This is a genomic window from Streptomyces sp. NPDC055815 (assembly GCF_053616475.1).
In genome coordinates this window covers 76,710-89,351 of sequence record NZ_JBSHDU010000005.1, presented here as the reverse complement: position 1 = coordinate 89,351, position 12,642 = coordinate 76,710, and the positions used below count along the sequence as shown (strand labels likewise).

The following is a 12,642-nucleotide window of genomic DNA, read 5'->3' as shown; positions in this document are numbered from 1 at the left end:
GGGCGCGGCTCGGTTCGGCGGGGTGGCGGTGCTTGTGGCTGGGGTTCAGTTCGGCGGGATGGCCGTGCTCGTGGCCGCGGCGTTGTAGCGCAGCAGGTACGCGGCGAACTGGGCGAGGTCCTCGGCCGGCCAGTCCTCCAGGCGCTCCTGGAACGCGGCCATGCGGCTCGTCTGGGCCGAGGTAAGGACCCTGGTGCCGGCCTCCGTGGGGTGCAGGACGTGCACCCGGTGGTCGTCGGGGGCCGGGCGGCGCTCGACGAAACCTAGCTTCTCCAGGCCCGCGATCTGACGGCTCACCGTCGACTTGTCCAGGAAGTAGTGGGCCGCGAGGTCGGTGGCCCGGCAGCCGCGCTGCTCCTCGATATGGGCGAGGAGCGTGTACGAGACGAGCGGGAGCTCGGGGTGGACCCGGGCCGCCGCGGCGCGCGCCCGGCGGGCGAAGGCCGTCAGTTCGCGCTGGATGACGTCCACGGACGCCTCGCGGGGTGGCTGTGCGCCGCCGGTCATCGTGCGCTCCCTGTTGTCGTTCGGGGGTGCCCGGACGCCGGTCGCCCCCTGCGGGCTTTCGGTTGTATAGTACAACGGTTCTTTAGTTGTAAAAGCCAACCATGGAGGTCTCGGTGACCGCAGGACCGAACACCAGCGGTGCGTTGCGGCATGTCCTCGGACATCTGCTCACCCCCCTGTTGATGTGCGTCGGCATGGGGCTCGCCTACCTCGGTGCCTTCCACGCGCCCGAACCCCACGACCTCCGCGTCGACGTCGTCGGCTCCGGCCCCACCACGCAGGTCCTCGCGCAGACCCTCCAGAACAAGGGCGACGGCGCCCTCGACGTCCGTACCGTCGTGGACCGGGACACGGCCGTCTCCGCACTCCGCGAGCAGCGAAGCTTCGGCGCCTACGTCCCCGGGAAGCACCCCGAGCTGCTCGTCGCCTCGGGCTCCTCCGACACCAGCGCCATGGCGGTCGAGAAGGTGTTCACCAAGGTCGCCGCCGCCCAGGACGCGCCGCTCAAGGTCACCGACATCGCCCCCACCGCCTCCGGCGACCCCACGGGCCAGGGCATCTTCTTCCTGCTCGTCGCCCTCAGCATCGGCGCGTACGCCTCCGTCGCCGTCATCGGCGGAGCCGGCGCCGCCCTGCCCATGCGGATCAGGGCCCTCCTCGCCGCCGCCATGTCGCTCGTCGTCAGCCTCGTCGGCACCCTCTTCGCCGGGCCGGTCTTCCACCTGGTCGACCAGGGCCTCGGCGGCGTATGGGCGATGTCCTGGCTGTACGCGGCGGGCATCCTCGCCGTCGGCGTCGGCCTGCACACCTTCCTGCGCCGCTGGACCACGCTCGGCGTGATGGTGCTCTTCGTCATGCTCAACTTCACCAGCTCCGGCGGCATCTACCGGCCCGAGCTCCAGCCCGGCTTCTTCGGCGCGCTGCACGCCTTCTGGAACGGCGCCGGCTTCGTCGAGGGCGTACGCGGCCACGTCTACTTCGACGGCCACGGGCTCGGCCGCAACCTCCTCGTCCTCGTCCTCTGGCTCCTCGCCGGTGCGGCGCTCGTCGTCGTCGCCGGGCTCACGGAGCGCCGGCGCCGGACACCGGTGGAAGCCGGGACGGGTGCCGATGCCCGAACCGCGACCGAGGCCGAGGCGGAGAAGGCGGCCGAGAGGGAGATCGAGGAGGAGATCGAGGAGGCCGTCGCCGTCTGAGCACCCGCTCCGAGCGGGGGTTCAGGAGGTTGTCCACAGGCTCCCGGGTGCGTTGTCCACAGGGGGAGACGGCCGATCGCGAACGGCGGTACGGTCGGGGCCGGATGATGTTGGACATCGCATCGGGGGAGGGCGTCCCATGGACGAGATCCGGGCCGTCGTGCCAGGACAGCGCGGTACGGACGGAGCACAGGACGGGGCGCGCGTCCCGCACGTGCAGGGGTTCGCGCGCCGCGTCGCCCCCGGCACCGGGGTCTCCCCCAAGGACCGCGGCAGGCAGCTGCGCGAGCGGGTGCCCCGCTCCTCGCACGACCGGCCGGCCCTCGCCGCCGACCGCCCGGACGCCGTGCGCGCCGTCGAGGAATCGAGCCGCGGCAGGGTCCCCGAGCTCACCCCGATACGGGTCGGCAGGATGGCGGCGAGCCCCTTCGCCTTCCTGCGCGGTTCCGCCGGGCTGATGGCCCAGGACCTCGTCGGGACGCCCGTCACCGGGATAGCCGCCCAGATATGCGGCGACGCGCACGCCGCCAACTTCGGCCTCTACGGCGACGCCCGCGGCCGGCTCGTCATGGACCTCAACGACTTCGACGAGACCGTCGTCGGCCCCTGGGAATGGGACCTCAAGCGGCTCGCCACCTCCCTCGTCCTCGCCGGCCGTGAGGTGGGAGCGAGCGAGGACGTGTGCCGGGCCGCCGCCTTCGACACCGTCGGCGCGTACCGCCGGACCATGCGCCTCCTCGCCCGACTGCCCGCGCTCGACGCCTGGAACGCGATCGCCGACGAGGAACTCGTCTCGCACACCGACGCCCGCGACCTCCTCGGCACCCTCGAACGGGTCTCCGCCAAGGCCCGCAACAACACCAGCGCCCGGTTCGCCGCCCGGTCGACCGAGGCCGTCGCGGACACCGACGGCGGCGGCCGCAGATTCGTGGCCGCTCCCCCGGTGCTGCGCGGGATCCCGGACGGCGAAGCGGCCGAGGTCGCCGAATCCCTCGGCGCCTACCTGGAGACCGTGTCCGAGGACAGACTGCCGCTCCTCGCCCGGTACGCCGTCCACGACGTGGCCTTCCGGGTCGTCGGCACCGGGAGCGTCGGCACCCGCTCCTATGTGGTCCTGCTGCTCGACCACCGGGGCGAGCCGCTCGTGCTCCAGGTGAAGGAGGCCCGGCCGTCGGCTCTCCTGCCGCATCTGCCGGCCGCCGGCTTCACCGTGCCGGACGCCGGTCACGAGGGGAGGCGCGTGGTGCTCGGGCAGAAGCGGATGCAGGTCGTCAGCGACATCCTGCTCGGCTGGACCACGGTCGACGGGCGTCCGTTCCAGGTGCGGCAGTTCCGCAACCGCAAGGGCAGCGTCGATCCCGCCGCCCTCACCGCGGACCAGCTCGACGACTACGGGCGGATGACCGGGGCCCTGCTCGCCCGTGCGCACGCCCACAGCGCCGACCCGCGCCTGATATCCGGCTACTGCGGCAAGAACGAGGAGCTCGACGAGGCCGTCGCCTCCTTCGCCGTCAGCTACGCGGACCGCACCACGGCCGACCACGCCGACCTGCTCTCGGCCGTCCGCACGGGCCGCATCGCGGCGGAGCTCGGCGTCTGACGCCCGGCACGGGCGGGGAGCAAGGGGGCCCGGGGCGTCGCCTCCGGCACCAGGGCAGCCGAGGGGGGAGGGGAGGGAGGGGGAGGGAGGGGGAGGCCCCCCCGAGAGGACCGTAGGCTGGGTGGGACGAGGCGGAACGAGGACGTGGGCGGCGTGGACGTGAGCGAGGACCAGGGTGTGAACGAAGGACCCGGGGACGAGCGGCCCGAGGCTCGGTTGGAGCGGGCTGTTCGGGTGGCCGAGCAGGCGTTGATCGAGTTCGAGATCGCCGTCGAGACCTTCCGGGTCGAGGTGGAGAACTTCTCGCGGCTGCACCACCAGAAGCTCGGGCCCATGTACGCGCGGCTCGACGAGCTCGACGCGCGGATCGCCGAGGCCCGGGCGGCCCGTACCGGGGACCCCGAGGATCTGCGGCGGGCGCGGGACGCGCGGGCCGCGGTGCTGCCGATGCCCGGGGTGGACGAGCTGTTCCACGACTGGATCGACGGCGACGGCCTCTCCCCCGAGGCCGCCGCGATGCTCACCGACCGGCCGGTGCAGCCGCCGAAGCGGGTCCGGCCCGCTGAGGAGGCCCGCAGGCTCTACCGCGAGCTGGCCCGCAAGGCCCACCCCGACCTGGCGCGCGAGGAGGACGAGCGGAAGCGGCGCGAGGAGTTCATCACGCGCGTGAACGCCGCCTACGCCCGCGGCGACGAGGCCCTGCTGCGGGAGCTCTCCGCGGAGTGGGAGGCCGGACCGGTGCCGGTCGAGGAGCGGCTCAGCGAGAGCGAGGAGCTGTACGCGCGCCTGGAGTGGCTGGCCGAGCGCAAGGACATGCTGTCGGCGCTGGCGCGTGAGCTGGAGGAGAGTGCGATCGGCGCGATGCTGCGGATGGCGCCCGACGACCCTGACCAGCTCCTGGAGGAGATCGCCGAGCAGCTGCTCGCGCAGGTCTCCGAGCGGGAGAGCGAGCTGGCGGAGCTGGTGCAGTAGGTTTTCCGTGCGCCCGAGCCCTTCGGGCGGTACCGACGAGAGAAGGCTTGTCCCATGAATTTCTCCCCGCTGCCCTCGGTTGACGCGGCTTCCGTGCCGGCCGATGCCCTGGTGCTGGACGTCAGGGAGGACGACGAGTGGACGGCCGGTCATGTCGAGGGTGCGCTGCACGTGCCGATGAGCGACTTCGTGGCCCGTTTCGGTGAGGTGACGGAGGCCGTGGCCGAGCGCGGTCGCGCGTATGTGATGTGCCGGGTGGGTGGCCGTTCGGCGCAGGTCACGCAGTACCTGGTGCAGCAGGGTTTCGACGCCGTGAACGTGGACGGCGGGATGCTGGCGTGGGACGGTGCCGGGCGTCCGATGGTCGCGGAGGGCGGCAGCCCGGCGTTCGTCCTCTGAGGCTCGGCTGAGGCCTCAGCCGAGGGGGTGGGCGGCCAGCAGGTCGCCGAGGGCCTCCTCGTGGGCCGCGGCGGGGCCGAGGGACAGTTCGAGGTGCTTGGCCCAGGCGTGGTAGCGGTGCAGCGGGTAGTCGGTGTCGGCGCCGAAGCCGCCGTGCAGGTGCTGGGCGGTCTGGACGACGCGTCGTACGCCTTCGGAGGCCCAGATCTTCGCGACGGCGATGTCCCCCGCGGCGGGGAGGGCTCCGTCCGCGTCGCTGGAGAGGCGCCAGGCGGCCTGCCAGAGGGTGGCCTCCATGGCGCGCAGGTCGATGTAGCGGTCGGCGGTCTGGACGGCGACGGCCTGGAAGGTGGCCACGGGGTGGCCGAACTGTTCGCGTTTTCCGGTGTATTGGCTCGTCATGGCGAGGACGGCCTCGCCGAGGCCGAGGGCGAGCGCGCAGGTGCCGGTGGTGAGGAGGCCGCGCAGTCGTTCCCAGGCGCCGTCGGCGTCGATGACGTTCGTGTCGTCGAGGCGTACGGCGTCGAGGCGTAGCTCGGCGAGGAGTTCGCCGCTGGTCGAGTACTGGGCGGTGAGGGTGAGGCCCTCGTGGGTGCGGGGCACCAGGGCGAGGACCGTGCGGTCCTCGGTGGTGTGTGCCGGTACGGCGATGAGGTCGGCCGTGTGGGCCCAGGGGACGGCGGTCTGGAGGCCGTCGAGGATCCAGTCGGCTCCGTCGCGGCGTGCGGTGACGGCGCGGTCGGCGGGTTCGTGGCCGGTGCGTCCCTGTGAGGCGGCGGTGAGGACGAGTTCGCCGCGGGCGACCCGGGGGAGCAGCTCGGCGGCCGTACGGGGGTGGGCGTGGCGCTCGACGGTGAGGGCGACGGCGCTGGTTTCCAGGAGTGGGACGCGGGCCAGGACGCGGGCCGACTCGCGCAGGACGAGGCAGAGGGCGACGGGGTCGAGTCCGGCGCCGTCGTGTTCGGGGGCCAGGGTGAGGCCGAGGAGGTCGGCGGCGGCGAGGCGGGACCAGAGCGGCCGGTCGTGGTCCTCGGCCACGGCGCCGGGGGTGAGGGCGGGGCTCGGGACGGCGTCGGGCGTGACGTCCTTGAAGACCGCCTTGGCCGTCTCGACGGCCGCCTGCTGTTCTTCGGTGAAGGTGAAGTCCACGGTGCTGCCTTCCCGTTGCCGTCGCCTGTCTCTGTCTGACGGATCGTCAAGATAGAACAGGTTCTAGGGGAAGGGAATGGTGGCGCCCGCACTTCGTCGGGCGCCACCGCCGCGTCAGCGGCTCGTCAGCGGTTCTCGGCGGTTGTCGGCGGTTCTCTGCCGTTCTCAGCCGTTCTCAGCGGTCGAAGTCCAGCTCCACGTCCGGCGTGGCCGGGTGGGACTGGCAGGCCAGGACGTATCCGGCTTCGGTCTCCTCCGGCTCCAGGGCGAAGTTGCGGTCCATCCGCACCTCTCCGCCGACGAGGAAGGCGCGGCAGGTGCCGCACACCCCGCCCTTGCAGGCGTACGGGGCGTCCGCGCGGGCGCGGAGCACCGTGTCGAGGAGCGTCTCGCCGCGCTCCACGGGCCAGGTGCCGGAGCGGCCGTGGAGGGTCGCGGTCAGGGTGGCGTGCGCCGGGGCGTCGGCCGCGGGGGCCGGCGCGGGTGCGGAGCCGTCGTCGACGTGGAAGATCTCCTGGTGGATCCGGGCGCGGTCGACGCCCAGGCCGCGCAGCGCCTTCTCGGCGCCCTGGACCAGTCCGAAGGGGCCGCAGAGGAACCAGCCGTCGATCGTGTCGACGGGCAGCAGCGCGGGCAGCAGTCCGGCGAGCCGCTCGCGGTCGAGGCGGCCGGACGGCAGACCGGCCTGCTGCTCCTCCCGGGAGAGCACGGTGACCAGCTGGAAGCGGTCCGGGTAGCGGTCCTTGAGGTCGGCGACCTCGTCGAGGAACATCGTGGACGCGGCGGTGCGGTCGCTGCGGATCAGGCAGAACCGGGCCTCCGGCTCGCGGGCGAGCAGGGTGGCCGCCATCGACAGGACCGGGGTGATGCCGCTGCCGCCGACGACCGCGGCGAAGTGGCCGGGGCGCGGGGTGAGCGCGAAGCGGCCCATCGGCTCCATGACCTCGACGAGGTCGCCGACGGCCAGTTCCTTGAGGGCGTACGTGGAGAACGAGCCGCCGTCGACGAGGCGGATGCCGACGCGCAGGACGGGGGGCTCGCCGGCCGGGGAGGCGGGGGCGCAGATGGAGTAGGTGCGCCGGATCTCCTCTCCCTGTTCGCCGGTGCGGCGCAGGGCGAGGTGCTGGCCGGGGAGGTGGCGGTAGGCCTCGTGGAGTTCGGGCGGGACCGCGAAGGTGACGGCCACGGAGTCGTCCGTGAGCCGGTCGACCTCGCTCACCCTGAGGGGATGGAATCCGGCCCGTCCGGCGGCTGAGGACTCCATCTACAACTCCTTGAAGTGGTCGAACGGTTCGCGGCAGGCGGTGCAGCGGCGCAGTGCCTTGCACGCGGTGGAGGAGAAGCGGCTCAGGAGCTCGGTGTCGGTGGATCCGCAGTGCGGGCAGCGGATCGCCAGGGTGAGCGGTACGGGGCCGCCGGCGGGTCCCTGGGGGCGGGGCGGGGCGATGCCGAACTCGGTGAGCTTGCGCCGTCCTTCCTCGCTGATGTCGTCGGTGGACCAGGCCGGGGCGAGGACGGTGACGACGGTGACGTCGGGTACGCCGTGCTGGTGGAGGGCGTGCTCGATGTCGGAGGCCATCGCCTCGATGGCGGGGCAGCCGGTGTAGGTGGGGGTGAGGGAGACCTCGACCCGGCCGGGGCCGAGGACGTGCACGCCCCGCATGACGCCGAGTTCCTCCAGGGTGAGGACGGGCAGCTCCGGATCGGGGACGGAGCCGGCGATGCGGCTCAGTTCCTCTTCCAGGGCCGTCATGGTCACCATGTCGCCCCCGGGTGGCTGCGGTGCAGGTGCTGCATCTCGGCGAGCATCCGTCCGAAGGATTCGGTGTGCAGGCCCTGTCGGCCGGCGCCCGCGGCCCAGGCGCCGGTGCGCGGTCCGGAGGGGACGGTGAGCGTGGCCCGGCCGAGGATGTCGGTGACGGAGTCCAGCCAGGCGGTCTCCAGGGCGGGGAGGTCCAGGTCGAGGCCGTCGACGGGCTGGAACAGTTCGCCGGTGTAGCGCCAGAGGGCGTCGCAGGCGCGCTGCATCCGCTGGTGGCTCTCGGGGGTGCCGTCGCCGAGGCGGAGGGTCCAGTGCTCGGCGTGGTCCTGGTGGTAGGCGACCTCCTTGACGGCCTTGGCGGCGAGGCCGGCGAAGGGGCCGTCGCCGGTGGCCAGCTGCCCGTACAGGAGGTGCTGGTAGGTGGAGAAGTAGAGCTGCCGGGCGATGGTGTGGGCGAAGTCGCCGTTCGGCTGCTCGACCAGCTGGCTGTTCCGGAAGGAGCGCTCCTCGCGGAGGTAGGCCAGTTCGTCCTCGTCCCCGGCGAGGGAGAGCAGGATCCGGGCCTGGCCGAGGAGGTCGAGGGCGATGTTGGCCAGGGCGACCTCCTCCTCCAGGACGGGGGCGGAGCCGGCCCACTCGCCCAGGCGGTGGGAGAGGACGAGGGCGTCGTCGCCGAGGGCGAGCGCCGCGGCGGCGGTGACGGCGTCGGTGTCGGTGGTGCCGGTCACAGGTGCTTCACCCCCTCCGGGATCTCGTAGAAGGTCGGGTGGCGGTAGGGCTTGTCCGCGGCCGGCTCGAAGAAGGGGTCCTTCTCGTCGGGCGAGGAGGCGGTGATCGCCGCCGAGGGGACGACCCAGATCGACACGCCTTCGGACCGGCGGGTGTACAGGTCGCGGGCGTTCCGCAGGGCCATCTCCGCGTCGGGTGCGTGGAGACTGCCCGCGTGGGTGTGGGACAGTCCGCGGCGGGAGCGCACGAACACCTCCCACAGCGGCCAACCGTCGGTCGTCATGCCTGTGCCTCCCCGTGCTTTCCGGTGTGCTTCTCCGCGTAGGCCGCCGCGGCTTCTCTGACCCAGGCGCCGTCCTCGTGGGCCTGGCGCCGCTTGCTCAGCCGCTGGTCGTTGCAGGGGCCGTTCCCCTTGAGGACGTCCCAGAACTCGGTCCAGTCGATCGGGCCGAAGTCGTAGTGCCCGCGCTCCTCGTTCCACCGGATGTCGGGGTCGGGGAGGGTGAGGCCGAGGGCCTCGGCCTGCGGGACGGCGATGTCGACGAAGCGCTGGCGCAGTTCGTCGTTGGAGTGGCGCTTGATCTTCCAGGCCATCGCCTGGGCGGTGTGGGTCGACTCGTCGTCCGGCGGGCCGAACATCATCAGCGAGGGCCACCACCAGCGGTTCACCGCGTCCTGCGCCATGGCGTGCTGGGCCTCGGTGCCGTTCGACAGGGCGAGCAGTGCCTCGTACCCCTGGCGCTGGTGGAAGGACTCCTCCTTGCAGACCCTGACCATCGCGCGGGCGTACGGGCCGTAGGAGCAGCGGCAGAGGGGGACCTGGTTGGTGATGGCGGCGCCGTCGACGAGCCAGCCGATCGCGCCGACGTCGGCCCAGGTCAGCGTGGGGTAGTTGAAGATCGAGGAGTACTTCTGGCGGCCGGAGTGCAGCTTGTCGAGCAGCTCGTCGCGGCTGGTGCCGAGGGTCTCGGCCGCGCTGTACAGGTACAGGCCGTGGCCGGCCTCGTCCTGCACCTTGGCCATGAGGATCGCCTTGCGCCGCAGGGAGGGCGCGCGGGTGATCCAGTTCGCCTCGGGCTGCATGCCGATGATCTCGGAGTGGGCGTGCTGCGCGATCTGGCGGACGAGCGAGGCCCGGTAGGCCTCGGGCATCCAGTCGCGCGGCTCGATCCGCTCGTCGGCGGCGACGGCGGCGTCGAACACGGCCTCGTAGGCGGCCTGCTCCGCCGCCGCGGCCGTGTCCGACACGCCGGGCACGCCCGTGGTCCCTGCCGTCCCTGCCGTCACTGCGGTCATCAGACCCCCTACCGACCGATCGTTCGGTTGAATGACTTCAATGGTGGGTCGGCGGCCCGTATGGTGTCAACCCTGTGGATAACCGAGGTGGGCCGATCGGGATCGGGGCGGGATGGACGCGTACGTCGAAAAGGACGCGGTCGAGGTGAGTGACGACGGGCGGAGACCCCCGGAGGACCCGCCGATCAGCCCTCCTGAGACCCCGGGCGCCCCTGCCGGCACCCAGGGCGAAAGCAAGGGCACCGGGAGCAGCGGCACCGGGAACGGGACCGCCGGCACCGGGAGCACCGGCACCGGGATCATGGCCCTCTCGCTGCCGTACCAGGTCGTCGTCGCCGTCGCGCTCGCCGTCGTCGCGGTGTTCACCTGCGTGCACCTGGCGATGGTCTTCCTGCACGTGGCGCCGTCCAACACGCTGACCAAGCGGCACGGCGAGGCCGTCGACGACTGGATCTACCCCGAGTTCGAGCAGAACTGGAAGCTCTTCGCGCCCAATCCGCTCCAGACGAACGTCTCCGTCGAGGTCCGTGCCGAGCTCGTCGACGCCGACGGCGGCCGCGGCACGACCGGCTGGATCGACCTCACCGCGCAGGACGCCGAGGCCATCCGCCACAACCCGCTGCCCAGCCACTCCCAGCAGAACCAGCTCCGCAGGGCCGTGGACTTCTACCTCAACACGCACAACGACGCCAACCGCCCCAACGGGCTGCGCGGCACCCTCTCGGAGCAGTACATGCGCCGGCTCGCGATGCTCAGGCTCGACGCCATCGAACGCCGTGACGGGCGCCCCGTCGGCCCCGACGTGCGGCGCATCCAGCTCCGCACCGTCTCCCGGGCCGTGCCCGCCCCGCAGTGGAGCACCGAGAAGTCGCGGTCCACCCCCTCCTACCGCGAGCTCCCGTGGTGGAGGATCACCGATGCCGACCGGTCCGCCGGTGCCGCCGCGAGCCGCACGGAGGCGGGCCGATGAGTACCTCCCACGCCACGCGCGCGCGTGCCCGCGAGCCCTTCGACCGCCGGCTCGCCCGCGGCGTGCAGGCCGTCACGGGCCGTGCACTCGCCCCGTACCAGAGCGCGATCGTACGGATCGGCTTCTCGCTGACCTGGCTGGTCTTCCTGCTGCGCGAGCTGCCCCACCGGCACCTGCTGTACGGTCCCGACTCCCCCTGGTCGTGGGAGATGGCGCACCGCCTGATCGACGACAACAAGGCCTTCACCGCGCTCATGTGGTCGGACGGCGGGCTCTGGTTCGAGATCGTCTACGGTCTCGCGGTGCTGTCCGCCGCGCTGCTCCTGGTGGGCTGGCGCACCCGGGCCGTGTCCGTGGTCTTCATGGTCGGCGTGCTCTCGCTGCAGAACCGGTCCGTCTTCGTGGGCGACGGCGGCGACAACGTCCTGCACCTCGTCTCGATCTACCTGGTGTTCACCCGCTGTGGCCGGGTGTGGTCGCTCGATGCCCGCCGGGCGGCCCGTGAGGCCCGCGCGGCCGAGGCCGGGGAGGCTCCGCGCCGGGATGTCGTCGGACCGCTGCTGTGGGTCGTGCTCGGCGGGTTCCTGCTGGCCGCCACGTGGTTCAGCGATGTCACCGGCGAGTGGTGGGTGCCGGTGCTGCTGTGGGTGCTGTGGCTCGGGAACGGCCTGTGGTGGCTGGTCCGCCGGGTGGCGCCCGGGGAGCCGCGGATCATGCTGGACGCCCTGGCCAACCTCGCGCACAACGCCGTCCTCGCCGTGCTCATGGTGGAGGTCTGCCTGATCTACGCCACGGCCGGCTGGTACAAGATCCAGGGCTCGCGCTGGCAGGAGGGGACGGCGCTGTTCTACCCGCTCCACCTGGACTACTTCTCGCCCTGGCCCGCGCTGTCCGATCTGCTCGGGTCCAGCGGGATCATGGTGATGCTGCTGACCTACGGCACGGTGATCGTCCAGGTCGCGTTCCCGTTCACGCTCTTCAACCGCAAGGTCAAGAACGTCCTGCTCGTCGTCATGATGATGGAGCACGCCGGGATCGCGGTCCTTCTCGGACTGCCGGTCTTCTCGCTCGCGATGATCTCCGCCGACGCGGTGTTCCTGCCGACGGCGTTCCTGGTCTGGCTGGGCGCCCGGGTGGTGAAGGGCAGGGACCGGCTGCTGAAGCGGACCCCCGCCGAGGCCGAGGCCGAGACCTCCGCCGGCGCCTCGGCCGAGGGCCCCGCCGAGGCGCTGCCCGAGCAGCGCCGTACGGGTGAGGAGCCGGGTCCCCGTACCCTCGTCGGGTGAGCACCACGGAAGAGCAGCCCGAGCCGGTCCAGTACGACGAGGGGTTCGGCCCCGAGATCGGCGTCGGGCCGCACCCGGAGCCGTGGCCGCGGGACGAGCGGTACGACCCCGAGCTGCTGGCCGGCGGCGACCGGCGCAATGTCGTGGACCGCTACCGGTACTGGACGCGCGAGGCGGTCGTCGCCGACCTGGACACCCGCCGCCACGACTTCCACGTGGCGGTGGAGAACTGGGGCCACGACTTCAACATCGGCTCGGTGGTGCGGACCGCCAACGCGTTCCTGGCGAAGGAGGTCCACATCGTGGGCCGGCGCCGCTGGAACCGGCGGGGCGCCATGGTCACCGACCGCTACCAGCACGTGCGGCACCACTCGGACACCGAGTCGCTGACCTCGTGGGCGGCGGCCGAGGGCATCCCGGTCATCGGCATCGACAACCTGCCGGGCGCCGTCCCGCTGGAGCGGACCGTGCTGCCCCGCCGCTGTGTGCTGCTCTTCGGGCAGGAGGGGCCGGGGCTCACGGAGGAGGCCCGCGCCCATGTGGAGATGGTCTGCTCGATCGCCCAGTTCGGCTCGACCCGGTCGATCAACGCGGGCGCCGCGGCCGCGATCGCCATGCACGCGTGGGTGCAGCGGTACGCGGAGATCGACGCCCCGTAGCGGTCGTGGGGGGGGGGGGGGGGGGGGCCCCCGCACGACGCACGCGCCGGCGGGAAGCAGGCGGCGCGGCACCAACCACCCCCACCCCACGGAGAAAAACAGACGACCAACACACAA

The 12,642-nt window shown here is 72.4% G+C and carries 14 protein-coding genes; 7 read left to right on the top strand and 7 right to left on the bottom strand.

The features are described from left to right. Nucleotides 1-45: 45 nt before the first annotated feature. Nucleotides 46-507, bottom strand: a complete 462-nt coding sequence (locus ACWGN5_RS05735) for a MarR family winged helix-turn-helix transcriptional regulator (protein WP_453511577.1) — start codon at nt 505-507, stop codon at nt 46-48. 113 nt (nt 508-620) lie between these two features. On the opposite strand from ACWGN5_RS05735, the gene ACWGN5_RS05730 reads away from it, so the two are divergent. The 4 genes from ACWGN5_RS05730 (at nt 621) to ACWGN5_RS05715 (ending at nt 4,674) form a co-directional block, all read left to right on the top strand. Beyond that, on the top strand, nt 621-1,703 hold the full coding sequence (locus tag ACWGN5_RS05730; RefSeq protein ID WP_453511575.1) for a hypothetical protein: 1,083 nt from the start codon (nt 621-623) through the stop codon (nt 1,701-1,703). A gap of 139 nt (nt 1,704-1,842) precedes the next feature. Continuing rightward, nucleotides 1,843-3,303 carry a DUF2252 domain-containing protein gene (locus ACWGN5_RS05725; RefSeq protein WP_453511573.1) on the top strand — a complete coding sequence of 487 codons (1,461 nt, stop codon included), beginning with the start codon at nt 1,843-1,845 and terminating at the stop codon, nt 3,301-3,303. Between the two features lie 153 nt (nt 3,304-3,456). Beyond that, on the top strand, nt 3,457-4,275 hold the full coding sequence (locus ACWGN5_RS05720) for a hypothetical protein (RefSeq protein ID WP_453511571.1): 819 nt from the start codon (nt 3,457-3,459) through the stop codon (nt 4,273-4,275). Nucleotides 4,276-4,329: 54 nt separating this feature from the next. Further along, nucleotides 4,330-4,674, top strand: a complete 345-nt coding sequence (locus ACWGN5_RS05715) for a rhodanese-like domain-containing protein (protein ID WP_453511569.1) — start codon at nt 4,330-4,332, stop codon at nt 4,672-4,674. A gap of 15 nt (nt 4,675-4,689) precedes the next feature. Here the strand turns inward: ACWGN5_RS05715 and ACWGN5_RS05710 are convergent, their stop codons facing one another. From ACWGN5_RS05710 to paaA, 6 genes are all read right to left on the bottom strand, one after another. Then, the gene (locus ACWGN5_RS05710) at nt 4,690-5,823 is read right to left on the bottom strand and encodes an acyl-CoA dehydrogenase family protein (protein ID WP_453511567.1); all 1,134 of its coding nucleotides are present in this window, start codon (nt 5,821-5,823) and stop codon (nt 4,690-4,692) included. Nucleotides 5,824-5,998: 175 nt separating this feature from the next. Continuing rightward, a complete protein-coding gene (locus ACWGN5_RS05705; protein ID WP_453511565.1) occupies nt 5,999-7,087 on the bottom strand; it encodes a 2Fe-2S iron-sulfur cluster-binding protein in 1,089 nt (362 codons plus the stop codon). Continuing rightward, complete coding sequence (gene paaD, locus ACWGN5_RS05700; RefSeq protein ID WP_453511563.1) at nt 7,088-7,585, bottom strand: 1,2-phenylacetyl-CoA epoxidase subunit PaaD; 498 nt, start codon at nt 7,583-7,585, stop codon at nt 7,088-7,090. After that, complete coding sequence (paaC, locus tag ACWGN5_RS05695) at nt 7,579-8,313, bottom strand: 1,2-phenylacetyl-CoA epoxidase subunit PaaC (protein ID WP_453511561.1); 735 nt, start codon at nt 8,311-8,313, stop codon at nt 7,579-7,581. The genes paaD and paaC overlap by 7 nt, the downstream gene beginning before the upstream one ends. Next, a complete protein-coding gene (gene paaB, locus ACWGN5_RS05690) occupies nt 8,310-8,597 on the bottom strand; it encodes a 1,2-phenylacetyl-CoA epoxidase subunit PaaB (RefSeq protein ID WP_041130120.1) in 288 nt (95 codons plus the stop codon). The genes paaC and paaB overlap by 4 nt, the downstream gene beginning before the upstream one ends. Next, on the bottom strand, nt 8,594-9,610 hold the full coding sequence (paaA, locus tag ACWGN5_RS05685) for a 1,2-phenylacetyl-CoA epoxidase subunit PaaA (protein WP_453511559.1): 1,017 nt from the start codon (nt 9,608-9,610) through the stop codon (nt 8,594-8,596). Before paaA ends, paaB begins: the two co-directional genes overlap by 4 nt. A gap of 112 nt (nt 9,611-9,722) precedes the next feature. Between paaA and ACWGN5_RS05680 the strand changes: the two genes are divergently transcribed. Genes ACWGN5_RS05680 through ACWGN5_RS05670 form a run of 3 tightly spaced genes read left to right on the top strand, consistent with a single transcriptional unit; the run spans nt 9,723 to nt 12,525 of the window. Continuing rightward, nucleotides 9,723-10,580, top strand: coding sequence for a DUF5819 family protein (locus ACWGN5_RS05680; protein WP_453511558.1), 858 nt, complete (start codon nt 9,723-9,725; stop codon nt 10,578-10,580). Then, entirely contained in the window at nt 10,577-11,866 is a 1,290-nt protein-coding gene (locus ACWGN5_RS05675) for an HTTM domain-containing protein (RefSeq protein ID WP_453511557.1), read from the top strand. Before ACWGN5_RS05680 ends, ACWGN5_RS05675 begins: the two co-directional genes overlap by 4 nt. Continuing rightward, nucleotides 11,863-12,525, top strand: coding sequence for a TrmH family RNA methyltransferase (locus tag ACWGN5_RS05670; protein WP_453511555.1), 663 nt, complete (start codon nt 11,863-11,865; stop codon nt 12,523-12,525). Before ACWGN5_RS05675 ends, ACWGN5_RS05670 begins: the two co-directional genes overlap by 4 nt. Nucleotides 12,526-12,642 lie beyond the last annotated feature (117 nt).